Source organism: Micromonospora sp. CA-248089, assembly GCF_050948515.1.
Classification (GTDB): Bacteria; Actinomycetota; Actinomycetes; order Mycobacteriales; family Micromonosporaceae; genus Micromonospora.
This window is the reverse complement of sequence record NZ_CP192016.1, coordinates 2,469,954-2,493,046: the sequence shown is the minus strand read 5'-3', so window position 1 is coordinate 2,493,046 and position 23,093 is coordinate 2,469,954. Positions and strand designations below refer to the sequence as shown.

Below are 23,093 nucleotides of genomic sequence, written 5' to 3'. Positions count from 1 at the left end.
GCTCGGCGGCAGTTTAGTCACCGTCGTTCCGCCGTGACCCGATGAACGCGGGTCGACCAACCGTCAGGAACGTGACGGCAACCGCGGACAGACGAGGTCCCAGACGGCGTCGGCCAGGGCCTCCTTGGGCTGCTCGGACAGCCGGTGCACGGCGCCGTCGGTTCCGATCACGGTGGCCGCGTTGGTGTCGGCGCCGAAGACCTTGTCCACGCCGACCTCGTTGATCACGATCATGTCGGCCCCCTTGCGGGCCAGTTTGGCCCGGCCGTTGGCCTCCGCGTCGTCGGTCTCGGCGGCGAAGATCACCAGCACCTGGCCGGGACGGCGGACGCGCCCCAGCTCGGCGGCGATGTCCGGGTTGGTGACCAGCTCGATGACCGGCGCGACGCCGTCGTCGGACTTCTTGATCTTCGTGGTGGCGTAGCCGGCCGGCCGGAAGTCCGCGGGCGCGGCGGCCATGACCACGGCGTCCGCGTCGGCGGCCGCCGTGAGCGTGGCGGCGCGCAGCTCCTCGGTGGTGCCCACCCGGACCAGATCCACCCCGGCCGGGTCGGGCAGCGCCACGTTCGCCGCGACGAGCGTGACCCGGGCGCCCCGGGCGACGGCGGCGCGGGCGAACGCGTACCCCTGCTTGCCGGACGACCTGTTGCCCAGGAACCGGACCGGGTCCAGCGGCTCCCGGGTGCCCCCGGCGGTGACCACCACGTGCCGGCCCGCCAGGTCGGCCTCGGCCTCGGCACCGCGGGCCAGCGCCCGGCGGGCCACCGCGAAGATCTCCGCCGGGTCGGGCAGCCGGCCCTTGCCGGTGTCCCGCCCGGTGAGCCGGCCCGCTGCGGGCTCGATCACGCGGACGCCCCGCGAGCGCAGCGTTGCCACGTTCGCGACGGTGGCCGGGTGCTCCCACATCTCGGTGTGCATGGCGGGCGCCAGCAGGACCGGGCAGCGTGCGGTCAGCAGCGTGTTGGTGAGCAGGTCGTCGGCGAGGCCGTGGGCGGCCTTGGCGAGCAGGTCGGCGGTGGCCGGTGCGACGACGACCAGGTCGGCGTGCTGCCCGAGCCGCACGTGCGGCACCTCGTGCACGTCGGACCAGACGTCGTCGGCGACCGGCTGACCGGACAGGGCCGCCCAGGTCGGCACCCCGACGAAGCGGAGCGCCGAGGCGGTCGGCACCACCCGGACCCGGTGACCCGACTCGGTGAAGAGCCGGAGCAGCTCACACGCCTTGTAGGCGGCGATGCCGCCGCCGACCCCGAGGACGATCTCGGCGGGCATCGGCGCGGGCGCGGTTACGGCTGGTCGGTCGGCTCGGCGGTGAGCAGGCCCGCGTTGATCTCGCGCATGGCGATGGAGAGCGGCTTCTCCTGCGGGGTGGTCTCCACCAGCGGGCCGACGTACTCCAGGAGGCCCTCACCGAGCTGGCTGTAGTAGGCGTTCACCTGACGGGCGCGCTTGGCGGCGAAGATGACCAGCGCGTACTTCGAGGTGGTCTTCTCGAGCAGCTCGTCGATCGGCGGGTTGGTGATGCCCTCGGGGTTGGTGGCGATGGATCCCACGAATTAAACCTCTGCGTCTCGTGCGCCGCCCGCGGGCGGTCGGGCCGGAGCCAGGAAGGACGAACCGAGCAATCCTACCAGCTCCGCCGCGGCGCGCTCGGTGTGGTCGTGTGCCACCGCGTGGGCGAAGACGGCCGCCACGTCCGGGTCGGCGCGGTACGCCGGCGGCGCGAGGAGCACCAGCCGGACGCCGGGCGCCGCCGCCCGTACCGCGAGCGCGCCGGCCAGGTCCAGCGGCAGCAGCACCGGCCGTCCCTCGGCGAGCCGCGTCCGCACCGGGGCGCGGGGCACCCCCCTGCGGTACGGCCCGATCCGGCACCACTCGAGCAGCTCCCCGGCGGCGATCAGCCGGTCGAAGCCGGGCGCGTCGAGGAAGACGCGGTCGACGCCGTCGCGCTCGTCCGGACGCGGTGGGCGGGTGGTGGCCACCACCGGCACCCAGACAGACGCAAGGCGCGCCCGGACCGCCTCGACGACACTGCTCCGGCCGGCCCCGGAGGGACCGGACAGAACAGTGAGCCGAGCCGCCGAGCGCGCCTCGTCATCCGTGCTCACCGCTTGTTTCTACACGGCGGGCCGTTCAGTTGGCGGCGAACTCTCCGAGCAGAGCCTTGCGCTGCTGCTCGCCGAGGCCGCGCAGGCGACGGCTGTCCGCGATCTTGAGCTTCTCCATGATCTGGGTGGCCCGGATCTTGCCGATGCCCGGCATCGCCTGGAGCACGGCCGAAACCTTCAGCTTGCCCACGACGTCGTCGGACTCGGCCCGCTCGAGGACGGTGGCGAGGGTGGTCTTGCCCTGCTTGAGCTGCTCCTTCAGCTCAGCGCGGGCCTTGCGGATCTCCGCGGCCTTCTCCAGCGCGGCAGCGCGCTGTTCGGGGGTCAGTGACGGGAGCGGCACCAGTTCTCCTCAGGTCCCTAGTACGGCGGGCGGAGCGCCCCACCGCATCTGTGAAACGTGGTGTCGCTGGCAACCAAAGGGGTCCGTGGTTCCCAGCGCGGGGAAAACTAGCGGTCAACGGAGATTTCGGCAACGTGGGCGCGCGATGATCAACGGAAAGTGACCGAGCCGTCAGTCAGTCCGCCGCGCCCAGGGCGGCCCGGCAGTCGGCCAGCACCCGCTCGGTGGCGGCCCGCAGGTCGGCCGGGTCGGGGCCCGCGCCGAGCACCTCCCGGGAGTACGACGGGAGCACCGACGGCAGCGCGGCGCCGAACACGGTACGCAACCCGGCGGGCGTTCCGCCCTGCGCGCCCAGCCCCGGCGCGAGCAGCGGACCGTTGACCGAGTCCAGATCGTGACCCGTCTCACCGACCGTCGCGCCGACCACCAGACCGAAGCTGCCGAGCGGCTCCGCACCCCGGTTGAGCTGGGAAATCTCGTCGATCACGGTCTGCGCGACAGTGCGCCCGTCGGCACCCACGGCGCGCTGCACGGAGGCACCCTCCGGGTTGGACGTGAGCGCCAGGACGAAGACCCCGCCGCCGTGCTCGGCGGCGGTGGAGAACATCGGGGCGAGCGAACCTACTCCCAGGTAGGGGCTCGCGGTGACCGCATCGACATACAGAGGGCTGGATGGATCGAGGTACGCCGACGCGTACGCGGCGACCGTCGAGCCGATGTCGCCACGCTTCACGTCAAGCAGAGTGAGCGCTCCCAAATCTCGCAACTGTCGGATAGTTGACTCAAGCACGCCGACGCCCCGGGCGCCGAAGCGCTCGAAGAACGCCGACTGCGGCTTGACCACGGCGACCCGGTCACCGATCGCCTCCACCACCGTCGCGCAGAACCGCTCCAGGCCCGCCACGTCGTCGGACAGGCCCCAGGCGGTCAGCAACCCGGGGTGTGGGTCGATCCCCACGCAGAGCGGCCCTCGTTCCGCCACGGCCCGGTGCAGACGGGTGCCGAACGTCTCCATCGCGTCTCTCCCTCTTCCGGCGGCTCCGGGCCGCCTGGCATGTCCGGCGACGGTCCTCCCGTCGCGCCCTGTCGAACCCGGCCGGGCTCAGCCGGCCTTGACCGCCGCGGCCACTCCGGCCGCGATCCGCGCCACGTCCGCGGCGTCGCAGACGTACGGCGGCATCGTGTAGACGAGATCCCGGAACGGGCGCAGCCACACCCCCTCGGCCACCGCGGCGGCCGTCGCCCGGGGCAGGTCCACCTCGTGGTCGAGCTGCACCACCCCGATGGCGCCGAGCACGCGGACGTCGGCCACGCCGGGGGCGTCCCGCAGCGGCTCCAGGCCGGCCCGCAGACCCTCGGCGATGCCCGCCACCCGTCCCGCCCAGTCCCCGGCGCGCAGCAGGTCCAGGGAGGCGTTGGCGACGGCGCAGGCGAGCGGGTTGCCCATGAACGTCGGCCCGTGCGCCAGCACCCCGTCGGCGGAGATGGCCGCCGCCACCTCGGTCGTGCACAGCGCCGCCGCCAGCGTCAGGTAGCCGCCGGTGAGCGCCTTGCCGACGCACAGCACGTCCGGGGCGACACCGGCGTGCTCGGCGGCGAACATCCGGCCGGTCCGGCCGAAGCCGGTGGCGATCTCGTCGAAGACCAGCAGGATGCCGTGCCGCCGGGTCACCTCGCGCAGCACGCGCAGGTAGTGCGGGTGGTGGAACCGCATCCCGCCGGCCCCCTGGACCACCGGCTCGACGATCACCGCGGCCAGCTCGTCCGCGTGCCGTTCCACCGCCTCCACCAGCGCCGCCTCGTACGCCGGATCCGGCGCCACGTCGAAGCCGGGCGGCGGCACCGGCGCGAACACCTGCCGGGGCAGCACGTCGCCCCAGAGGTGGTGCATGCCGCCCTCCGGGTCGCAGACGCTCATCGGGTGGAACGTGTCGCCGTGGTAGCCGCCCCGCCAGGTGCCCAGCCGGCGGCGCTGCGGGCGTCCCCGCGCCCGCTGGTACTGCAGGCACATCTTCACCGCGACCTCGACGCTGACCGAGCCGGAGTCGGCCAGGAAGACGTGTTCCAGGCCGTCCGGGGTCAGCTCGACGAGCGTGCGCGCCAGGCGTACCGCGGGCTCGTGGGTGAGCCCGCCGAACATCACGTGGCTCATCCGCCCGAGCTGGTCGGTCACCGCGGCGTCGAGCACCGGGTGCCGGTAGCCGTGGATCGCCGCCCACCACGACGACATGCCGTCGACCAGCTCCCGCCCGTCGACGAGCCGCAGCCGCACCCCTTCGGCGCTGTCCACCACGTACGGCGCGCTGGCGGGCGGGACGGCGGCGTACGGGTGCCACACGTGCCGCCGGTCGGCTTCCAGGATCTCCTCAGGCGTCACGTCTCCTCCTCCTCCTCGACCCCGCCCCTCCCCGCCTTCCCCGCCCCCTCCCCGCTCTCCCCGCCCTCCTCGCTGATCTTGCGGTTGCCGCCCCCGCCGCGCCCGCGATGAGGCGGTATGCCGGGGCCGGAAGTGCAAGATCGGCGGGGTGCAGGGGGCGGGGGGCGGGGTGGGTCGGGGTCAGGGTCGGGTGGTTCGGGTGATGGCTCGGGTCAGGGACGGGCCCCGGTAGATGAAGCCGGTGTAGAGCTGGAGCAGGGCGGCGCCGGCGTCGAACATGCGTGTCGCGTCGTCCGGGTCGAGGATGCCGCCCACGCCGATCACCGGTAGCCGCCCGCCGGTCTCGCGGTGCACGAAGGCGACCATCTCCCGGGCCCGGGCGGTCAGCGGCCGGCCGGACAGACCGCCGGCCTCGGCGGCCCGCGCCCGGTCGGCCGGGGCTAGTCCGTCGCGGGCGAGCGTGGTGTTCGTGGCGATGACCCCGGCCGCACCCCGGTCGAGGCACACCTCCAGCAGCTCGGCCACGGCCGGCTCGGTCAGGTCGGGGGCGATCTTCACCAGCACCGGCTTCTCCCCCACCAGCGCGGCGAGCAGCGCGTCCAGGTGGGACCGGTCCTGAAGCGACCGCAGTCCGGGGGTGTTCGGTGAGGACACGTTCACCGCGAAGTAGTCGCCGTGCTCCTTGAGCGCCCGGTAGGACGCGAGGTAGTCCTCGACCGCCTCGTCCAGCGGGGTGACCTTGGACTTGCCGAGCGAGATGCCCAGCGGCACGCCGAGCGGGCGCGGCAGGGCGGCCAGCCGGTCCGCGAGCGCCGCCGCGCCCGCGTTGTTGAAGCCCATCCGGTTGATCACGGCTTCGCTGTCGCGCAGCCGGAACAGCCGGGGCCGGGGATTGCCCGGCTGGGCGTGCGCGGTGACGGTCCCGACCTCGACGAAACCGAAGCCGAGCGCCGGCCAGGCGGGCAACGCGAGTCCGTTCTTGTCCATGCCGGCCGCCAGCCCGACCGGGTTGGGGAAGCGCACCCCGAACACCGTCCGCGGCGCCGCCCGGAAGTACGCCCGCCGCAGCGCCGCGAGGACCGCCGGCCGCCGCGACACCGCCGCGAGCCGTTCCAGCGTCCACTCGTGCGCGCCCTCGGCGTCCCCGCCCGCGAGCGAGAACAACCGGGGCCGCACCACCTTCTCGAAGATCACGCCCCGGCCCCCTGCCCGGCCAGCCCGTTGATCATGAGGTTGGCGGCGATGTGGATCTCGATATCCGCCGCCAACCTCATGATCGGCGCGTGGAGGGGCGCTGTCACTCGCCCGCCCGCAGGGCGGCGTGCAGGTCCTGCAGCGGACGGACCTTCAGGTCGCCGTTGATGCGGGCCTCGATGCCCATGACGGCCGCCGCCGCGCCCGGGACGGTGGTGATGCAGGGGATGTCCACGCTCACCGCCGCGCTGCGGATCTCGTACCCGTCGGACCGGGCGCTCGCCCCGGAGCCCTGCGGCGTGTTCACCACCAGCGCCACGTCGCCGCCGAGGATCAGCGAGACCGCGTCCGCGCCCTCCCCCGACTCGTAGTGCTTGCGGATCTGCTCGCAGGCGATGCCGTGCCGGCGCAGCACCTCGGCCGTACCGGTGGTGGCCACGATCTCGAAGCCCAGGTCGGCCAGGCGCTTGATCGGGAAGATCATGCCGCGCTTGTCCCGGTTGGCGACCGAGACGAAGATCTTCCCGGCGGTCGGCAGCGACCCGTACGCGGCCGCCTGCGACTTGGCGAACGCCTGCCCGAAGCCGGTGTCGATGCCCATCACCTCGCCGGTGGACTTCATCTCCGGGCCGAGCAGCACGTCGATGCCCTTGCCGGACGGGGTGCGGAACCGCTTGAACGGCAGCACCGCCTCCTTGACCGCGATCGGCGCGTCGGCCGGCATGGTGCCGCCGTCGCCGGTCGGCGGCAGCATCCCCTCGGCCCGCAGCTGCGCGACGGTGGCGCCGAGCGCGATCCGGGCCGCCGCCTTCGCCAGCGGCACCGCCGTGGCCTTCGAGACGAACGGTACGGTCCGGGAGGCGCGCGGGTTGGCCTCCAGCACGTAGAGCATGTCGCCCTGCAGCGCGTACTGGACGTTGAGCAGGCCGCGCACACCGATGCCGCGGGCGATCTGCTCGGTGTAGTGCCGCACCTGGGCCAGGTGCGAGCCGGCCAGGGTGATCGGCGGCAGCGCGCACGACGAGTCGCCGGAGTGGATGCCGGCCTCCTCGATGTGCTCCATCACGCCGCCCAGGTAGACGTCGCCGTCGGCGTCCACGAGCGCGTCCACGTCGATCTCGATGGCGTCGTCCAGGAACCGGTCCACCAGCACCGGACGGTCCGGCGAGATGGCGGTGGCCCGGCCGATGTAGTCGCGCAGCGTCGCGTCGTCGTAGACGATCTCCATGCCGCGCCCGCCGAGCACGTACGAGGGGCGGACCAGCACCGGGTACCCGATCTCGTCGGCGATCGTCTTCGCCTCGTCGTACGAGGTGGCCATGCCGTGCGCGGGCGCGCGCAGTCCGGCCCGGGCCAGCACCGCGCCGAACGCGCCGCGCTCCTCGGCCAGGTGGATCGACTCCGGGGAGGTGCCGACGATCGGCACCCCGGCGTTCTTGAGCCGCTGCGCCAGGCCGAGCGGGGTCTGCCCGCCGAGCTGCACGATCACCCCGATGACGCCGGGTCCGCCGGCCTCCCGGCCGGAGGAGTCCTCCGCGTGCCAGACCTCCAGCACGTCCTCGAACGTCAGCGGCTCGAAGTAGAGCCGGTCGGCGGTGTCGTAGTCGGTGGAGACGGTCTCCGGGTTGCAGTTGACCATGACGGTCTCGTAACCGACGCCTTCGGCGCCGGAACCGGACGCAGAGGCTGTGCCGATCGGCGCGCTTCGCAGCGCTTGTACGGCGTGCACGCACGAGTAGTCGAACTCGATGCCCTGCCCGATCCGGTTCGGCCCGGAGCCCAGGATGAGCACCTTGGGCCGGGCCGAGGGCGCCACCTCGGTCTCCGAGTCGTAGGTCGAGTAGTGGTACGGGGTGGTCGCCTCGAACTCGGCCGCGCAGGTGTCCACCGTCTTGTAGACCGGGCGGACGCCGAGCCGGTGCCGCAGCGTGCGGACGCCGTCCTCGGCGGCCAGCTCGGGACGCAGCGCGGCGAGCTGCCGGTCGGACAGCCCGGCCCGCTTGGCCCGGCGCAGCAGACCGGCGTCGAGCACCGGCGCGTCCACGATCTCGGCGCGCAGCTCGACCAGCGCGGCGATCTGGTCCAGGAACCACGGGTCGATGCCGCCGGACGCCTCGGACACCTCGGCGATCGACGCGCCCAGGCGCAGCGCCCGCTCGACGGTGTAGAGCCGGCCGTCGTGCGGCGTGCGCAGCGCGGCGAGGGTGTTCTCCTTCGTGGCGCCGTCCGGGTCCGGAGTGGTCCAGAAACCCGATGCCTTGGTTTCCATCGAGCGCATCGCCTTGTTCAGCGCCTCGGTGAAGTTGCGGCCCAGGCTCATCGCCTCGCCCACCGACTTCATGGTGGTGGTCAGCTCCGGGTCGGCGCCGGGGAACTTCTCGAACGCGAACCGGGGGATCTTCACCACCACGTAGTCGAGCGTCGGCTCGAACGCCGCCGGCGTCTTGAGCGTGATGTCGTTCGGGATCTCGTCGAGCGTGTAGCCGATGGCCAGCTTCGCGGCGATCTTCGCGATCGGGAAGCCGGTGGCCTTCGACGCCAGCGCCGAGGAACGCGACACGCGCGGGTTCATCTCGATCACGACGATCCGGCCGTCGGCGGGGTTGACCGCGAACTGGATGTTGCAGCCGCCGGTGTCCACCCCGACCTCGCGCAGCACGGCGATGCCAAGGTCACGCAGCCGCTGGTACTCCCGGTCGGTGAGCGTCATCGACGGCGCGACGGTGACGCTGTCGCCGGTGTGCACGCCCATCGGGTCGACGTTCTCGATCGAGCAGACCACCACCACGTTGTCGTGGCGGTCGCGCATCAGTTCGAGCTCGTACTCCTTCCAGCCGAGCACGCTCTCCTCGATGAGCACCTCGTGCACCGGGCTGGCCGCCAGGCCCGCCCCGGCGATGCGCTCCAGGTCCTCGTCGGTGTGCGCCATGCCGGAACCGAGGCCGCCCATGGTGAACGACGGCCGGATGACCACCGGCAGGCCCAGGTCGGCGACCGTCTCGCGGACCTCGTCCATCGAGTGGCAGACCCGCGAGCGCGGCACCAGCGCGGACGGATCCTCCAGGCCCAGCCGTACGCCGGCCTTCGCGACGATCTCCTTGAACAGCTGCCGGTCCTCGCCCCGGTTGATCGCCTCGATGTTCGCGCCGATCAGCTCGACACCGTACTTCTCCAGCACGCCGGCCTCGTGCAGGGCGACGGCGGTGTTCAGCGCGGTCTGCCCGCCGAGCGTCGGCAGCAGCGCGTCCGGGCGCTCCTTGGCGATGACCAGCTCGACGAACTCCGGGGTGATCGGCTCGACGTACGTGGCGTCGGCGAACTCCGGATCCGTCATGATCGTCGCCGGGTTGGAGTTGACCAGGCTGACCCGGATCCCCTCGCTGCGCAGCACCCGGCAGGCCTGGGTGCCGGAGTAGTCGAACTCGCAGGCCTGTCCGATCACGATCGGCCCGGAGCCGATCACCAGGACGTGCTTGAGGTCGGTCCGCTTAGGCATTGTCGCGCCCCTCAGTCTGCTTCCGGTCGGGGCCGCCGCCCTCGATCAGTTCGGCGAAACGGTCGAAGAGGTAGTCCGCGTCGTGCGGGCCGGCCGCCGCCTCGGGGTGGTACTGGACGGTGAAGGCGGGCACGTCCACGGCCCGCAGCCCCTCGACCACGTTGTCATTGAGGCAGACGTGGGACACCTGGACACCGCCGAACTCGGTCTGGATCACCTGATCCGGCACCACCGCGCCGTCCCCGGCGCCCGGCACCTGCACCGCGAAGCCGTGGTTGTGGCTCGTCACCTCGACCTTGCCGGTGGCCCGGTCGAGCACCGGCTGGTTGATGCCGCGGTGGCCGTACCCCAGCTTGTAGGTGCCGAAGCCGAGCGCCCGGCCGAGGATCTGGCTGCCGAAGCAGATGCCGAACAGCGGGATCCGCCGGGTCAGCACCTCCCGGGCCAGCGCCACCGGGCCGTCGGCGGTCGCCGGGTCGCCCGGGCCGGGCGAGAAGAAGACAGCGTCCGCGCCGGTGGCGAGGAGGTCCTCGATGGTCGACCCGGCGGGGAGCACGTGGGTGGTGACGCCGCGGGCGGCGAGCCGGCGGGGCACGTTGCGCTTGATGCCCAGGTCCACCGCGGCCACCGTGAACCGGTGCTCGCCCTGCGCCTCGACGACGTACGGCTTGGCGGTGGTCACCTCGTCGGACAGGTTCGCGCCGACCATCTGCGGCGAGCGGCGTACCCGCTCCAGCAGCGCGGCCGGGTCGTCCTCGACGCTGGAGATGCCGACCCGCATCGCGCCGCGCTCACGCAGGTGCCGGGTCAGCGCCCGGGTGTCCACGCCGCTGATGCCGACCACGCCCTCGGCGGCGAGCCGGTCCTCCAGGCCGCCGGTGGCCCGCCAGTTGGAGCTGATCCGGGCCGGGTCGCGCACCACGTACCCGGCCACCCAGATCCGGTCGGACTCGTCGTCCTCGCCGTTGACGCCGGTGTTGCCGATGTGCGGCGCGGTCTGCACCACCACCTGCCGGTGGTACGAGGGGTCGGTGAGCGTCTCCTGGTAGCCGGTCATGCCGGTGTTGAAGACCGCCTCGCCGAAGGTCTCCCCGACGCTGCCGTACGCCTCGCCGTGGAACGTGCGCCCGTCCTCGAGGACGAGAATTGCAGGCCGTCGCTTCACTGTGCCCGCCTTTCGTTCGCGACTGCGGGACTCCGCTCCGCTGCGTTCCTCGCGCTCACCGGGCCCGCCTTTCGTTCGCGACTGCGGGACTCCGCTCCGCTGCGTTCCTCGCGCTCACTTAACAGCCTTTCCGTCCAGGACCGTCGGCTCGCCGCGCAGGAAGGTCGCCACGATGCGACCCGGCAGCGTCATGCGGGCGTACGGGGTGTTGCGACTGCGACTGGCCAGCTCCGCCGGTTCGATGACGCGACGGACGGCCGGGTCGACCAGGGTCAGGTTGGCCGGTACGCCGGGCGCCGGGTCGAGGCCGTGCCCGGCCAGTCCGGCGATCCGGGCCGGGGTGCGGGACATCCGCTCGGCGATCAGGTCCCAGCGGGGGCCGAACACGTCGAGCGCGATGGACAGCGCGGTCTCCAGGCCGAGCATGCCCGGCCGGGCGTACGCCCACTCGCACTCCTTGTCCTCCACGGCGTGCGGCGCGTGGTCGGTGGCGATGATGTCGATCACGCCCTCGGCCAGCGCCTCCCGCAGCGCGGCGATGTCGGCGGCGGTACGCAGCGGCGGGTTGACCTTGAAGACCGGGTCGTAGCTCTCCGCCTTGGCATCGGTCAGCAGCAGGTGGTGCGGCGTCACCTCGGCGGTGACCCGTACCCCGCGGGCCTTGGCCTGGCGCAGCACCTCGACGCTGCCGGCGGTGGAGACGTGGCAGACGTGCAGGCGGCTGCCGACGTGCTCGGCCAGCAGCACGTCCCGGGCGATGATCGCCTCCTCGGCGACGGCCGGCCAGCCGGTCAGGCCGAGGCGGGTGGACACCTCACCCTCGTGCATCTGCGCGCCCTCGGTCAGCCGGGGCTCCTCGGCGTGCTGGGCGATCACGCCGTCGAACGCCTTGACGTACTCCAGCGCCCGGCGCATCAGCCGCGGGTCGGACACGCAGTGCCCGTCGTCGGAGAAGATCCGCACCCCGGCGGCCGAGTCGGCCATCGCGCCCAGCTCGGCCAGGCGTTCGCCGGCCAGCCCGACGGTGACCGCGCCGATCGGCTGCACGTCGACCAGGCCGGCCTCCCGGCCGAGTCGCCAGACCTGCTCGACCACGCCCGCGGTGTCCGCGACCGGCGAGGTGTTCGCCATCGCGCACACCGCCGTGTAGCCGCCGAGCGCCGCCGCCCGGGAACCGGACTCGACGGTCTCGGCGTCCTCCCGGCCGGGCTCGCGCAGGTGGGTGTGCAGGTCGACCAGGCCGGGCAGCGCGACCAGGCCGCTCCCGTCGATGACCGTGGCGTCGTCCGCGGCGAGCCCGCGGCCCGTCTCGGCCACCACTCCGTCGCGGATGAGCAGGTCGGTCGGCTCGCCGCCGACGATGCTGACGCTTCTGATGAGGTACGCGGTCACCGGTTGTTCCCTCCGAGCAGCAGGTAGAGCACGGCCATCCGCACGGAGACCCCGTTGGCGACCTGTTCGACGATGGTGGAGCGGGGCGAGTCGGCCACCTCGGGCGTGATCTCCATGCCCCGGTTCATCGGGCCGGGGTGCATGACGATCGCGTGCTCGGGCAGCCGGCGCATGCGCGGCCCGTCGAGCCCGTAGCGACGGGCGTACTCGCGGGCCGACGGGAAGAAGGAGTCGCCCATCCGCTCGCGCTGCACCCGCAGCATCATCACCACGTCCACATCTGGGAGAACGGCGTCGAGGTCGTAACAGACGTCGGTGCCGGGCGCCAGAGCGGCGGCGATGTCGACCGGGATGAGCGTGGGCGGGCCGACCAGTGTGACCTTCGCGCCGAGCGTGGACAGCAGCAGCACGTTCGAGCGGGCCACCCGGGAGTGCAGCACGTCGCCGACGATCGCCACGTGCAGGCCGTCGAGCCGGCCCAGCCGGGACCGCATCGTGTACGCGTCGAGCAGCGCCTGGGTGGGGTGCTCGTGGGTGCCGTCACCGGCGTTGACCACCGACCCGTCCACCCACTCGGCGAGCCGGTGCGGGGCGCCGGAGGCGGGGTGCCGGACGACCACCGCGTCCGCGCCCATGGCCTGGAGCGTGAGCGCCGTGTCCTTCAGGCTCTCCCCCTTGGCCACGCTGGAGCCCTTGGCAGAGAAGTTGATCACGTCGGCGCTGAGCCGCTTGGCGGCGGCCTCGAACGAGATCCGGGTCCGGGTGGAGTCCTCGTAGAAGAGGTTGACCACGGTGCGCCCGCGCAGCGCGGGCAGCTTCTTGACCTCGCGCCCGGCCACCGTCGCCATCTCCGCGGCGGTGTCCAGGACCAGGGTGGCGGTGCCGGCGTCCAGGTCGGCGCCGGAGAGCAGGTGCCGGATCATGCGGGTGCACCCCCGTACAACTTGACCTCGTCCGTGCCGTCGGTCTCGGCGAGGGTGACCTTGACGTTCTCGGCCAGCGCGGTGGGGATGTTCTTGCCGACGTAGTCGGCGCGGATCGGCAACTGGCGGTGGCCGCGGTCGACCAGGACCGCGAGCTGCACGGACGCTGGGCGGCCGACGTCGCTGAGCGCGTCCAGCGCGGCCCGCACGGTGCGGCCGGAGAACAGCACGTCGTCGACGAGGATCACCCGCTTGCCGTCGATCCCGCCGGGCGGCAGGTCGGTCGGGCCGACCGCGCGGGTGGCGTGCCGGCGCAGGTCGTCGCGGTAGAGCGTGATGTCGAGCACGCCGACCGGGACGGTGACGTCCTCGAAGGTGCTGATCCGGGCCGCCAGGCGGTGGGCCAGCGGCACGCCCCGGGTGGGGATGCCCAGCAGCACGGTGTCGGCGGCGCCCTGGGTCTTCTCCAGGATCTGGTGGGCGATGCGGTCGACCACCCGCGACACGTCCGCTGCGGCGAGGATCACCTTCACCGAGGGTTGTCGCGGCGGCGACGAGTGGGCAGCCGGTGGGTAGGCCACGGCGGACCTCCTTCCCCGCCTCACGGGACGGGTCGTTAAAGGACGTCTGGTCTGCTCCGGCAGGCCCGCGCGGGGCCCGGACCGGGGCTTCACGCCACGTTACCAGCGGTCACCGGGCCACCCGCCGCCGGTCCTGACCTGCTGGTCAGCCCGGCGAAATGGGGACAAGCCACACGTGGGCGCCGGACCTCGTGCACGGCAACACTTGACCACTTGTCGCAATCCCCGTACCGTCACGCTCCGTAGCGATAGCTCGGAGAACCCGAACAGCACTGGGAGTGTCCGAATGCCCTCTGAATACGCCAAGTCGCTGGGCGCCCGCCTGCGCTCCATCCGCCAGCAGCAGGGCCTGTCCCTGCAGGGGGTGGAGGAGAAGTCGAACGGGCGGTGGAAGGCCGTGGTGGTCGGCTCGTACGAGCGCGGCGACCGCGCCGTCACCGTGTCCCGCCTGGCGGAGCTGGCCGACTTCTACCGCGTTCCCGTCTCGGAGCTGCTGCCCGACGGCAGCGGGGTGCGTCACGAGCCCACCAGCAAGATCGTGCTGGACCTGGAGCGGCTCTACGACGAGGCCTCCGAGGACCTCGCGTACGTGGCCCGCTACGCGCGCGCCATCCAGCAGCAGCGCGGCGACTACAACGGCCGGGTGCTCTCCATCCGCGCCGACGACCTGCGCGCCCTCGCGATCGTCTACGACGCCTCGCCGTCGGGCCTGATCGAGCGGCTGACCGAGCACGGCGTGCTGGTCGCCGACCCGCGGGCGTTCTTCGCGTCCTGACACCCCGTACGACAGAAAGGGCCCGTGCCTACCGGCACGGGCCCTTCGTCGTCGCGGCGCGTCAGCGCGTGGCGTACTCGGCGATCCGGCCGAGGATGCCGTTGAGGAAGCGGGGCGAGTCGTCGGTCGACATCTGCCGGGCCAGCTCCACGGCCTCGCTGATCGCCACCGCGTCGTCGATCTCATCGACGTAGAGCAGCTCGTACACGGCGATCCGGGCCAGGTTGCGGTCGACCACGGGCATCCGCTCCAGCGTCCACCCCTCGGCGTAGCTGGCGATCGTCTCGTCGATCCGGTCGAGGTGCGCCGCCACGCCCTCGACCAGCCCGACCGCGTAGCCGAGGTGGTCGGGGCGCGGCTGCTCGATCCGTTCCAGGTAACCGGCGAGCACCTCGACCGGCGGGCGGTCCCGCAGGTCGGCCTCGAAGAGCACGTCCAGCGCCCGCTTGCGCGCCTTGCGGCGCGCCGGCATCTGCTGCTTGGGGCCCTCGGCCATCAGGCTCGGCCGAGGTAACGGCCGTCGCGGGTGTCGACCTTGATCTTCTCACCGGTGGTGATGAACAGCGGCACCTGCACTGTGGCGCCGGTCTCGACGGTAGCCGGCTTGTTGCCGCCGGTCGACCGGTCGCCCTGCAGGCCCGGCTCGGTGTAGGTGACCTCGAGCACGACCGAGGTCGGCAGCTCGATGTACAGCGGCACGCTCTCGTGGGTGGCGACTGTCGCCTCGGCCTCCGGGAGGAGGTAGTTGGCGGCCTCGCCGACGGTGCCGCCGGGGACGGTGATCTGGTCGAACGTCTCCAGATCCATGAAGACGTAGTCCTCGCCGTCGGCGTACAGGTACTGCATGGTGCGCTTGTCCACGGTCGCGGTCTCGACCTTGGTGCCCGCGTTGAAGGTCTTGTCGACCACCTTGCCGGACAGCACGTTCTTCAGCGTGGTGCGCACGAAGGCACCACCCTTACCGGGCTTGACGTGCTGGAACTCGACGACGGCCCACAGCTCGCCGTCCAGGTTGAGTACCAGGCCGTTCTTCAGGTCGTTGGTGGTGGCCATTTCCTGCCTTGATCATCAATTGGCGGACAGACCGTCCAAGTCTACTCGCTCTGTCGAATCGGACTCGCGCCGCGCGACGGACCGGCTCAGGCGCCCGCGGCGAGCCGGGCGGCCAGATGCTGCAGCGCCAGCCGGTAGCCGTCCACGCCCAGGCCGCAGATCACCCCGGTGGCCACCGCGGACACCGCCGAGTGGTGCCGGAACTCCTCCCGGGCGTGGATGTTCGAGATGTGCACCTCGACCAGCGGGCCGCGCAGCATCGCGCAGGCGTCCCGCACCGCGATCGAGTAGTGCGACCAGGCGGCCGGGTTCAGCACCACCGCCGCCGCCTCGTCGGCCGCCTCGTGCAGCCAGGCGAGCATCTCGTGCTCGGCGTCGGTCTGCCGGACCACCACGTCCAGGCCCAGCTCCCGGCCGTGCCGCTCGCAGTCGGCCACGAGCTGGGCGTAGCTGGTCACCCCGTACACGTCGACCTGGCGGGTGCCGAGGCGGCCCAGGTTCGGCCCGTTGAGCACGTACACCCTCACGAGCTGATCTCCGCGTACGCGGCGGCGAGCAGGTCGTCCGACGGCGCCTCCAGGATCGCCGGGCGGGCGAGCCCGTCGAGCACCACGAACCGCAGCCGGCTGCCACGGGCCTTCTTGTCCACCCGCATCGCGGCGAGCAGCTCCGGCCAGGCGTCGGCCCGGTAGCCGGTGGGCAGGTCGAGCGCGGTCAGCACCCGGCGGTGCCGCTCGGCGTCGGCCGCGTCGAGGCGGCCGGCGAGCCGGGCCAGCGTGGCCGCGTACACCAGGCCCACCGACACCGCGTGGCCGTGCCGCCAGCGGTAGCCCTCCACCTTCTCGACCGCGTGCGCCAGCGTGTGCCCGTAGTTGAGCACCTCGCGTACCCCGGATTCGCGCAGGTCCCCGGCGACCACGTCGGCCTTCACGCGGACCGCGCGCTCGACGAGTTCCCGCAGCACCGGCCCGGCCGGGTCGAGCGCGGCGGCCGGGTCCCGCTCGACCAGGTCGAGGATGACCGGGTCGGCGATGAACCCGCACTTGACCACCTCGGCCATCCCGGCGGCCAGGTCGGCCGGGGGCAGGCTGTCCAGCGTCGCCAGGTCGGCCAGCACGCCGGCCGGCGGGTGGAACGCGCCGACCAGGTTCTTGCCGGCGGCGGTGTTGATGCCGGTCTTGCCGCCCACGGCGGCGTCGACCATGCCGAGCAGCGACGTGGCGACCGGCACCCAGCGCACGCCGCGCAGCCAGGTGGCCGCGACGAAGCCGGCCAGGTCGGTGACCGCGCCGCCGCCCACCCCGACCACCGCGTCGGTACGGGTGAACCCGGCGTCGCCGAGCCGGTCCCAGCAGGCCGCCGCCACGTCGACGTGCTTGCCCGCCTCGGCGTCCGGCACCTCGATCAGCAGCGGCGTCACGCCGCCCTCGCGGACCGCGTCGGCGAGCCGGTCGGCGAGCGCCTTCAGCGGCGGCGCGTGCAGGAAGGCCACCTGCTCGGCGCCCGGCAGCAGCCGGGGCGGCGGGTCCAGCAGGTCACGTCCCACCAGCACGTCGTACGGCCGCTCGCCGCCGACCGGGATCCGGGTCACCTCGTCCATCGCGGGCAGCCTAGTCCAGCGCGCCGCCCTCGCGCGGCCACTGTCCACTCCCTGGGTGTTTGACCGGTCGCACCGCGGGTAGGGCGGCCGGAATGAGCGAGACGACGGCACACGCGACCCGACCGGAATCCGCGACGAGCATCCGGCTGCCCGCCACGATCCTCGGCGTCGGGCTCGGCGGCTTCGTCGACGGCATCGTCCTGCACCAGGTGCTCCAGTGGCACCACCTGCTCAGCAGCACCGGCAGCGACCGGGTCGGCATCCGTGAGTACCCGGTGGACACCGTGCCCGGGTTGCAGATGAACACGCTCTGGGACGGCCTGTTCCACGTGGTCACCTGGGTGGCGGTGCTGACCGGCCTGGCCCTGCTCTACTCCCGGGTGACCAGCTCCCGGGGCCGGCTGTGGCGCTCGCCGATGCTGTGGGGCTGGGCGCTCATCGGCTGGGGCCTGTTCAACCTGGTCGAGGGCGTCATCGACCACCACCTGCTCGGCATCCACCACGTGCGCAGCGGCCCGAACCAGCTCTGGTGGGACCTCGGGTTCCTCGCCCTCGGCGTGGTGCTGATCGCAGTCGGGTGGGCGATCCAGCGCCGGGCCAAGGGCGTCGACCTCTGCGCGCCGGAGCGCCGGTGACAGTGGCCCACGCCGGGCACGCCGACGGCGGCTTCCCGGCGACCGCGCTGGTCCCGGCGGCGCTGTTCTGGGCGTACCTGGCCGCCGCGCTGCGGCTGCGCGACCCGGGCGGGCCGGGCTGGCCGCACGCCCGGACGGCGAGCTTCGGGCTGGGCACCCTGCTGCTGGCGGCGGGGCTGCTGTGGCCCGCCGGCGACTTCGTCGGGCACATGTGGCAGCACCTGCTGATCGGCATGCTCGCGCCGCTCGCGCTGGTGCTCGGCGCCCCGGTCACGCTGCTGCTGCGCACGCTGGACCGGCGCACCGGCCGGGCCCTGGTCCACCTGCTGCGGCACCCGGTCGCGCGGGTGCTCGGCCACCCGGTGACCGGCCTGCTGCTCACCGCGGGCGGGCTGTGGCTGCTCTACCTCACCCCGCTGTACCGGGCCACCCTGGACAACCCGGCCCTGCACACGCTGGTGAACCTGCACTTCCTGCTCAGCGGCTGCCTGTTCGCCTGGTCGATCGCCGGTCCCGACCCGGGGCCGCACCGCCCGCGCGTACCGGTGCGGCTCGTGGTGATCGGGTTCGGGGTGGCCGCGCACGCCACCATCGCCCAGTTGCTCTACGCCGGGCTGTTCGTCGACGTGCCGGCCACCGCCGCCGAGCTGCGGGCCGGGGCCACGCTCATGTACTACCTGGGTGACCTGGCCGAGATCGCGCTGGCGCTCGCGCTGCTGGCCACCTGGCGACCGGAACCGGCCCGGCGCCGCCGCGCGGCCGGGACCGTCGCGGCCAACGCCTGACCGGCGCGCCTTCTCCCCGGCCCACCGCGTTCCACCCGCCGGCGTCATCCACGCCGAGTGGAACACCACGGGTGCCACAACACCCCGGAGACACCCACCGCGTTCCACCCACCCACGTCATCCACGCCGAGTGGAACACCACGGGTGCCACAACGCCCGCGAGACACCCACGGCGTTCCACCGAGGGAGCACGGAGCCGGCGGAGCGGGGCGGGCTCAGGGCTTGAGCAGGGCGGCGATCTCCGCGGCCAGATCCTCCGGCGTACGCCCGTCGGTGACCACCGTCGCGGTCGCCACCTCGGCGTAGAGCGGGCGGCGCTGGTCCATCAGGTGCTTGAGCGTGGCGCGCGGATTCAGCCCGAGCAGCGGCCGCCCGGCGCCGAGACCGACCCGCTTGACCGCGTCGGGCAGCTCCACCGACAGGTGCACCACCGTGTGGCCGATCAGTGCGGCCCGGTTCTCCTCGGCCAGGACCGCGCCGCCGCCGAGCGCGAGCACGCCCGCGTGTGACGCGAGCGCCGCCGCCACGGCGGCCCGTTCGAGGGTACGGAAGTGCTCCTCGCCCTCGTCCACGAAGATCTCCGGGATGGGCTTGCCGGCGAGGTTCTCGATGTCGGCGTCGGTGTCCCGGAAGTCGACGCCGAGCGCCTCGGCGAGCGCCGTACCGACAGTGGTCTTGCCGGAGCCGGGCGCACCGACCAGCACGCAGACCGGCCGGGTGCTCATCGTTGCCACCTTTCGTTCGCGACTGCGGGACTCCGCTGCGCTGCGTTCCTCGCGCTCACTGAACCACCAGGCTGTCGAGGTAACCGGTCAGGTTGCGGCGCATCTCGGCGACCGAGTCGCCACCGAACTTCTCCACCGCCGCCTCGGCCAGCACCAGCGCGACCATCGCCTCGGCCACCACGGCGGCGGCCGGGACCGCGCACACGTCGGAGCGCTGGTTGATCGCGGTGGCCGGCTCGCCGGTGGTCACGTCGATCGTCGCGAGAGCCCGGTTCAGCGACGAGATCGGCTTCATGGCCGCCTTCACCCGCAGCGGCTCACCGGTGGTGATACCGCCCTCCAGGCCGCCGGCCCGGTCGGTGATCCGCCGCACGCCGGTGGCGGTGGGCACGATCTCGTCGTGCGCCTCCGAGCCACGCGAGCGGGCCTGCTGCCAGCCGTCGCCGATCTCCACACCCTTGATCGCCTGAATCGACATGAGCGCGGTCGCGAGGCGGGCGTCGAGCTTGCGGTCCCACTGGACGTGGCTGCCCAGGCCCGGCGGCACCCCGTACGCGAGCACCTCGACCACGCCACCGAGCGTGTCGGCGGCCTTCTTCGCGGCGTCGACCTCGGCGACCATCCGGGCGCTGGCCTCGGCGTCGAGGCAGCGCAGCGGGTCGGCGTCGATGCGCGCGGCGTCCTCCGGCGTGGGCCGCAGGCCCGGCTTGACCGCCACCGGGCCCAGCTCGACCACGTGGGAGACGATCTCGACGCCGAGCGCCTGGCGGACGAGCGCCTTGGCGACGGTGCCCACCGCGACCCGGGCGGCGGTCTCCCGGGCGCTCGCGCGCTCCAGGATCGGCCGGGCGTCGGTGTGCCCGTACTTCTGCATGCCGGCCAGGTCGGCGTGGCCCGGGCGGGGACGGGTCAGCGGCGCGTTGCGGGCCTGGCTCGCCAGCTCCTCCGGGTCGACCGGGTCGGCGGCCATCACGGTGCGCCACTTGGGCCACTCGGAGTTGCCGACCCGGATCGCCACCGGGCTGCCCAGCGTCACCCCGTGCCGGAGCCCGCCGATGATCTCGACCTCGTCCTGCTCGAACGACATCCGGGCACCCCGGCCGTAGCCGAGCCGGCGCCGGGCCAGCTCGCCGGAGATCTCCCCGGTGGTCACCTCGATGCCGGCGGGTACGCCCTCCAGCATCGCGACGAGGGCGGGTCCGTGCGATTCACCTGCAGTCAGCCAGCGCAACACAACGGTCAGTGTGTCACGCCCGGTGGTCACCGGCGTACGCCGCCCGCCGCATCCCGCCCACCGGACAGGCCACCTCCGCGCGCTGGTCTGCCGCCCGGCGGGTGGGGTGTTAACAGGGGACCCTTCCTCTACCGGAGGAGTTAAGAAGGGGCCCTTCCTTACACCGGCAGCGCGGCGCGCATCGCGGCGCGCGGGGCGGCTACGCCGGTGAACTGCTCGAACTGGCCGAACGCCTGGGCCAGCAGCAGGTCCAGCCCGGAGACCACCCGGCACCCGGCGGCCAGCGCCGCCGCCGCCAACGGCGTGGGCCACGGGTCGTAGACCACGTCGAAGAAGACGGACTCGGGCCGCCAGTCGAAGTTGTCGGCGAGCGGGTCGGCGACGCCCTTCGGCACCGTGGAGATCACCAGGTCGGCGCGGGCATGCGCGGGTGCGCCGTCCCACTCGGCACCGGCCAGCGGCACCCCGGCCGCCGCCGCGGCCGGGCGCAACTCGTCGACCGCCTCGGGCCGGCGGGCCACCACAGTCACCTCGGCCGCACCGATCCGGGCCGCCGCCGCGATGGCCGCCCGCGCGGTGCCGCCCGCGCCGAGCACGGTGACCACCGCCCCGGCCACGCAGCCGGCGCCGGTGAGCACCTCGACCATGGCGGTGACGTCGGTGTTGTCCGCGTACCAGGTGCCGTCGGGCCGGCGTACCAGCGTGTTGGCGGCGCCGACCGCGGCGGCGACCGGCGAGACCTCGTCGGCCAGCGCGAGCGCCGCCTCCTTGCCCGGCATGGTCACCGACAGCCCGGCCCACTCGGGGCCGAGGCCCGCGACCAGACCGGGCAGCTCGTCGGCGCCGGCTTCGATCCGGGTGTACGACCAGCCGGTCAGCCCGGCCGCCGCGTAGCCGGCGGTGTGGATCACCGGGGAGAGCGAGTGGGCGATCGGCTTGCCGACCACCGCGGCGCGGCGGGGATCGGCCATCAGATGATCCCGGCCTCCTTGGCCTTCCGCTCGTTGCGCAGTTGCTCGTCGTAGGTCTCGGCGAACGCGGAACGGCCGTCCTTGCTGATCGCCACGAAGTAGAGCCACTTGCCCGGCGGCGGGGTCAGCGCGCCCTCCAGCGCCTCCTTGCCCGGGTTGTTGATCGGCGACGGGACCAGCCCGCGCAGCTTGCGGTTGTACGGGTTCTTCGGGTCGTCCAGTTCGGCGGCGGTCATGTCCTTGGACGCCTTGGTCTTCTGCCCGGTCAGCTCCAGGTAGTAGTTGACGGTGACGTCCATCTCCAGGCAGTTGCAGGGGAACTCGCCGTAGACCCGGTTGTAGGCCACCCGGGCGACCTTGCCCAGGTCGGCCTTGTTACCGGCCTCCGCCTGGGCCAGCGAGGCGACGATCAGCGCCTCGTACGGGGTGATGCCACCGCGTTCCTTCTGCACCTTCTCGGCGTACTGCATGCCGGAGGTGACGGTGAGGAAGTTGTCCACCATCAGCTTGAGCACCGTCTCGGCGGTGGCCTTCGGCGGGATCTCGTAGGTGTCCGGGAAGAGGAAGCCCTCGATCGACGGGTTGACCTTCTTGCCGTCGGAACGCTTGAACCACCAGTCCGGTACGCCGAGCGCCTCCGGGTCCTTCGCCGCGGCCTCGAAGTCCTTGACCGGGATGTCCGTCTTCTCGGAGAGCCGCTTGTAGACCGTCTTCGCGGTGAGGCCCTCGGGGATGGTGATCCCGTTGACGATCTTGTTCTTGAGGTCCAGCAGGGCCACGACCGCCGCGTCACCGCTCATCTGCTTGCGCAGCTTGTACGTGCCGGGCTGGATGTTCTTGCTGCGCGAGTTCTCCTCGGCGGCCTCGATGAACGCCTTGGTGCTCTTCACCACGTCGGCGGCGACGAGCGCGTCGGCCATGTCGGCGATCAACGCGCCCTGCTTGATCTCGACGGTCACCTCGCCGGTGCCGGAGCCGTCGTAGTCGGGCGTGACGAAGTAGTTCTGGACCCGGTCGAAGCCGTAGAAGGCACCGCCGCCGATGCCGCCGAGCAGGACCAGCGCGAGCGCGAGGGCGAGCAGGGTCTTGCCCCGGCCGCCGCCGGACTTGCCCTGGCGTCGGCGTACCGCGCCGCGCCGGTGCCGGCCCTTCTCCCCCCTGTCCTGCTCGTCGAAGCCCAGATCAAGGTCGTCGATCATTGCGTCCGCCTCCGCTGTGCGTCCAGCCAGCTCTGCAGAATCTCCACCGCGGCGGCCTGGTCGACCACCGCTCGTTGGCGCTTTCCCCGGACGCCCCGTTCAGCCAGCCTACGACTCGCGACGACGGTAGACATCCTCTCGTCCGTCAGCGTCACCGGAATCGGCCTCATTACATCAGCCAATCGGCTGGCATATGCTGACACTTTCGCCGCCGCGGGGCCGTGCTTTCCGGCGAGGTTGACCGGCAGCCCGACCACGATCCCCACCGCCTCGTGCTCGGCGGCGAGCCGGACCAGCTCGGCCATGTCGGCGGGGACCGCGTCCGGTTCGGCGGTCAGATCACGGGCCAGCGTCACCAGCGGCGTGGCGAGGATCCCGTGCGGGTCGCAGCGGGCCACCCCCACCCGGACCTGACCGACGTCGACGCCCAGCCGGACGCCACGGGACAGCTCGGTCACGAACGGACACCTCCCCGCCGGTACGGGCCAGGGCGGACCGGGTGGTCCGCCCTGGCGTCGATCGTTTCGCTCATGCCGT

Annotated in this window: 24 protein-coding genes; 3 read left to right on the top strand and 21 right to left on the bottom strand. The window is 72.7% G+C overall.

Going from position 1 to position 23,093, the window contains the following annotated elements:
- Nucleotides 1–63: 63 nt before the first annotated feature.
- The 12 genes from coaBC to pyrR form a co-directional block, all read right to left on the bottom strand.
- A complete protein-coding gene (coaBC, locus tag ACQP26_RS11890) occupies nucleotides 64–1,272 on the bottom strand; it encodes a bifunctional phosphopantothenoylcysteine decarboxylase/phosphopantothenate--cysteine ligase CoaBC (protein ID WP_433495732.1) in 1,209 nt (402 codons plus the stop codon).
- Between the two features lie 14 nt (nucleotides 1,273–1,286).
- Nucleotides 1,287–1,553 (bottom strand): DNA-directed RNA polymerase subunit omega, encoded by a 267-nt coding sequence (gene rpoZ / locus ACQP26_RS11885; RefSeq protein ID WP_013285517.1) that lies wholly within the window; start codon nucleotides 1,551–1,553, stop codon nucleotides 1,287–1,289.
- A 3-nt stretch (nucleotides 1,554–1,556) separates the two neighbouring features.
- On the bottom strand, nucleotides 1,557–2,108 hold the full coding sequence (locus ACQP26_RS11880; RefSeq protein ID WP_269700475.1) for a guanylate kinase: 552 nt from the start codon (nucleotides 2,106–2,108) through the stop codon (nucleotides 1,557–1,559).
- 25 nt (nucleotides 2,109–2,133) lie between these two features.
- Nucleotides 2,134–2,451, bottom strand: a complete 318-nt coding sequence (mihF, locus tag ACQP26_RS11875) for an integration host factor, actinobacterial type (RefSeq protein ID WP_013285515.1) — start codon at nucleotides 2,449–2,451, stop codon at nucleotides 2,134–2,136.
- Between the two features lie 175 nt (nucleotides 2,452–2,626).
- Complete coding sequence (gene pyrF, locus ACQP26_RS11870) at nucleotides 2,627–3,466, bottom strand: orotidine-5'-phosphate decarboxylase (RefSeq protein ID WP_269700476.1); 840 nt, start codon at nucleotides 3,464–3,466, stop codon at nucleotides 2,627–2,629.
- An 87-nt stretch (nucleotides 3,467–3,553) separates the two neighbouring features.
- Nucleotides 3,554–4,828 carry an adenosylmethionine--8-amino-7-oxononanoate transaminase gene (locus ACQP26_RS11865; protein ID WP_433495731.1) on the bottom strand — a complete coding sequence of 425 codons (1,275 nt, stop codon included), beginning with the start codon at nucleotides 4,826–4,828 and terminating at the stop codon, nucleotides 3,554–3,556.
- 180 nt (nucleotides 4,829–5,008) lie between these two features.
- A complete protein-coding gene (locus tag ACQP26_RS11860; protein ID WP_433495730.1) occupies nucleotides 5,009–6,022 on the bottom strand; it encodes a quinone-dependent dihydroorotate dehydrogenase in 1,014 nt (337 codons plus the stop codon).
- 103 nt (nucleotides 6,023–6,125) lie between these two features.
- Nucleotides 6,126–9,518, bottom strand: coding sequence for a carbamoyl-phosphate synthase large subunit (carB, locus tag ACQP26_RS11855; RefSeq protein ID WP_433495729.1), 3,393 nt, complete (start codon nucleotides 9,516–9,518; stop codon nucleotides 6,126–6,128).
- Complete coding sequence (carA, locus tag ACQP26_RS11850; RefSeq protein ID WP_433495728.1) at nucleotides 9,511–10,683, bottom strand: glutamine-hydrolyzing carbamoyl-phosphate synthase small subunit; 1,173 nt, start codon at nucleotides 10,681–10,683, stop codon at nucleotides 9,511–9,513. Before carA ends, carB begins: the two co-directional genes overlap by 8 nt.
- A gap of 114 nt (nucleotides 10,684–10,797) precedes the next feature.
- Nucleotides 10,798–12,075, bottom strand: coding sequence for a dihydroorotase (locus tag ACQP26_RS11845; RefSeq protein ID WP_433495727.1), 1,278 nt, complete (start codon nucleotides 12,073–12,075; stop codon nucleotides 10,798–10,800).
- Nucleotides 12,072–12,998, bottom strand: coding sequence for an aspartate carbamoyltransferase catalytic subunit (locus ACQP26_RS11840; protein ID WP_433495726.1), 927 nt, complete (start codon nucleotides 12,996–12,998; stop codon nucleotides 12,072–12,074). The genes ACQP26_RS11845 and ACQP26_RS11840 overlap by 4 nt, the downstream gene beginning before the upstream one ends.
- Nucleotides 12,995–13,579, bottom strand: a complete 585-nt coding sequence (gene pyrR / locus ACQP26_RS11835; protein WP_433495725.1) for a bifunctional pyr operon transcriptional regulator/uracil phosphoribosyltransferase PyrR — start codon at nucleotides 13,577–13,579, stop codon at nucleotides 12,995–12,997. The genes ACQP26_RS11840 and pyrR overlap by 4 nt, the downstream gene beginning before the upstream one ends.
- Nucleotides 13,580–13,865: 286 nt before the next feature.
- Between pyrR and bldD the strand changes: the two genes are divergently transcribed.
- The gene (gene bldD / locus ACQP26_RS11830; protein WP_013285505.1) at nucleotides 13,866–14,354 is read left to right on the top strand and encodes a transcriptional regulator BldD; all 489 of its coding nucleotides are present in this window, start codon (nucleotides 13,866–13,868) and stop codon (nucleotides 14,352–14,354) included.
- A 61-nt stretch (nucleotides 14,355–14,415) separates the two neighbouring features.
- On the opposite strand, the gene nusB is transcribed toward bldD, so the two are convergent.
- From nusB to aroB, 4 genes are all read right to left on the bottom strand, one after another.
- Complete coding sequence (gene nusB / locus ACQP26_RS11825; RefSeq protein WP_174361785.1) at nucleotides 14,416–14,826, bottom strand: transcription antitermination factor NusB; 411 nt, start codon at nucleotides 14,824–14,826, stop codon at nucleotides 14,416–14,418.
- 23 nt (nucleotides 14,827–14,849) lie between these two features.
- Nucleotides 14,850–15,407: an elongation factor P gene (gene efp, locus ACQP26_RS11820; RefSeq protein ID WP_013285503.1), complete on the bottom strand. Its 558-nt coding sequence runs from the start codon at nucleotides 15,405–15,407 to the stop codon at nucleotides 14,850–14,852.
- Nucleotides 15,408–15,493: 86 nt separating this feature from the next.
- On the bottom strand, nucleotides 15,494–15,934 hold the full coding sequence (aroQ, locus tag ACQP26_RS11815; RefSeq protein ID WP_433495724.1) for a type II 3-dehydroquinate dehydratase: 441 nt from the start codon (nucleotides 15,932–15,934) through the stop codon (nucleotides 15,494–15,496).
- Nucleotides 15,931–17,007: a 3-dehydroquinate synthase gene (gene aroB / locus ACQP26_RS11810; RefSeq protein ID WP_433495723.1), complete on the bottom strand. Its 1,077-nt coding sequence runs from the start codon at nucleotides 17,005–17,007 to the stop codon at nucleotides 15,931–15,933. Before aroB ends, aroQ begins: the two co-directional genes overlap by 4 nt.
- Before the next feature lie 92 nt (nucleotides 17,008–17,099).
- Between aroB and ACQP26_RS11805 the strand changes: the two genes are divergently transcribed.
- Nucleotides 17,100–17,642, top strand: a complete 543-nt coding sequence (locus ACQP26_RS11805) for a DUF2243 domain-containing protein (RefSeq protein WP_433495722.1) — start codon at nucleotides 17,100–17,102, stop codon at nucleotides 17,640–17,642.
- On the top strand, nucleotides 17,639–18,427 hold the full coding sequence (locus ACQP26_RS11800; RefSeq protein ID WP_433495721.1) for a cytochrome c oxidase assembly protein: 789 nt from the start codon (nucleotides 17,639–17,641) through the stop codon (nucleotides 18,425–18,427). The genes ACQP26_RS11805 and ACQP26_RS11800 overlap by 4 nt, the downstream gene beginning before the upstream one ends.
- A 215-nt stretch (nucleotides 18,428–18,642) precedes the next feature.
- Here ACQP26_RS11800 and ACQP26_RS11795 read toward each other — a convergent pair whose 3' ends face one another.
- The 5 genes from ACQP26_RS11795 to ruvX all read right to left on the bottom strand — a co-directional run bounded on the left by ACQP26_RS11795 (nucleotide 18,643) and on the right by ruvX (nucleotide 23,014).
- Nucleotides 18,643–19,152: a shikimate kinase gene (locus ACQP26_RS11795; RefSeq protein ID WP_433495720.1), complete on the bottom strand. Its 510-nt coding sequence runs from the start codon at nucleotides 19,150–19,152 to the stop codon at nucleotides 18,643–18,645.
- Between the two features lie 55 nt (nucleotides 19,153–19,207).
- Nucleotides 19,208–20,386 carry a chorismate synthase gene (gene aroC, locus ACQP26_RS11790; protein ID WP_433495719.1) on the bottom strand — a complete coding sequence of 393 codons (1,179 nt, stop codon included), beginning with the start codon at nucleotides 20,384–20,386 and terminating at the stop codon, nucleotides 19,208–19,210.
- A gap of 158 nt (nucleotides 20,387–20,544) precedes the next feature.
- Nucleotides 20,545–21,357 carry a shikimate dehydrogenase gene (locus ACQP26_RS11785; protein WP_433495718.1) on the bottom strand — a complete coding sequence of 271 codons (813 nt, stop codon included), beginning with the start codon at nucleotides 21,355–21,357 and terminating at the stop codon, nucleotides 20,545–20,547.
- The gene (gene mltG, locus ACQP26_RS11780; protein ID WP_269700494.1) at nucleotides 21,357–22,556 is read right to left on the bottom strand and encodes an endolytic transglycosylase MltG; all 1,200 of its coding nucleotides are present in this window, start codon (nucleotides 22,554–22,556) and stop codon (nucleotides 21,357–21,359) included. Before mltG ends, ACQP26_RS11785 begins: the two co-directional genes overlap by 1 nt.
- Nucleotides 22,553–23,014 (bottom strand): Holliday junction resolvase RuvX, encoded by a 462-nt coding sequence (gene ruvX / locus ACQP26_RS11775; RefSeq protein ID WP_433495717.1) that lies wholly within the window; start codon nucleotides 23,012–23,014, stop codon nucleotides 22,553–22,555. Before ruvX ends, mltG begins: the two co-directional genes overlap by 4 nt.
- Nucleotides 23,015–23,093 lie beyond the last annotated feature (79 nt).

Excerpts from the sequence above, each read along its gene's own strand:
- nusB (WP_174361785.1), bottom strand. The coding sequence starts at position 14,826 with ATGCCGGCGCGCCGCAAGGCGCGCAAGCGGGCGCTGGACGTGCTCTTC.
- mltG (WP_269700494.1), bottom strand. The coding sequence starts at position 22,556 with ATGATCGACGACCTTGATCTGGGCTTCGACGAGCAGGACAGGGGGGAG.
- bldD (WP_013285505.1), top strand. The coding sequence starts at position 13,866 with ATGCCCTCTGAATACGCCAAGTCGCTGGGCGCCCGCCTGCGCTCCATC.
- pyrF (WP_269700476.1), bottom strand. The coding sequence starts at position 3,466 with ATGGAGACGTTCGGCACCCGTCTGCACCGGGCCGTGGCGGAACGAGGG.
- ACQP26_RS11785 (WP_433495718.1), bottom strand. The coding sequence starts at position 21,357 with ATGGCCGATCCCCGCCGCGCCGCGGTGGTCGGCAAGCCGATCGCCCAC.
- ACQP26_RS11840 (WP_433495726.1), bottom strand. The coding sequence starts at position 12,998 with ATGATCCGGCACCTGCTCTCCGGCGCCGACCTGGACGCCGGCACCGCC.
- coaBC (WP_433495732.1), bottom strand. The coding sequence starts at position 1,272 with ATGCCCGCCGAGATCGTCCTCGGGGTCGGCGGCGGCATCGCCGCCTAC.
- ACQP26_RS11805 (WP_433495722.1), top strand. The coding sequence starts at position 17,100 with ATGAGCGAGACGACGGCACACGCGACCCGACCGGAATCCGCGACGAGC.
- efp (WP_013285503.1), bottom strand. The coding sequence starts at position 15,407 with ATGGCCACCACCAACGACCTGAAGAACGGCCTGGTACTCAACCTGGAC.
- aroB (WP_433495723.1), bottom strand. The coding sequence starts at position 17,007 with ATGGACGAGGTGACCCGGATCCCGGTCGGCGGCGAGCGGCCGTACGAC.
- ACQP26_RS11795 (WP_433495720.1), bottom strand. The coding sequence starts at position 19,152 with ATGAGCACCCGGCCGGTCTGCGTGCTGGTCGGTGCGCCCGGCTCCGGC.
- carB (WP_433495729.1), bottom strand. The coding sequence starts at position 9,518 with ATGCCTAAGCGGACCGACCTCAAGCACGTCCTGGTGATCGGCTCCGGG.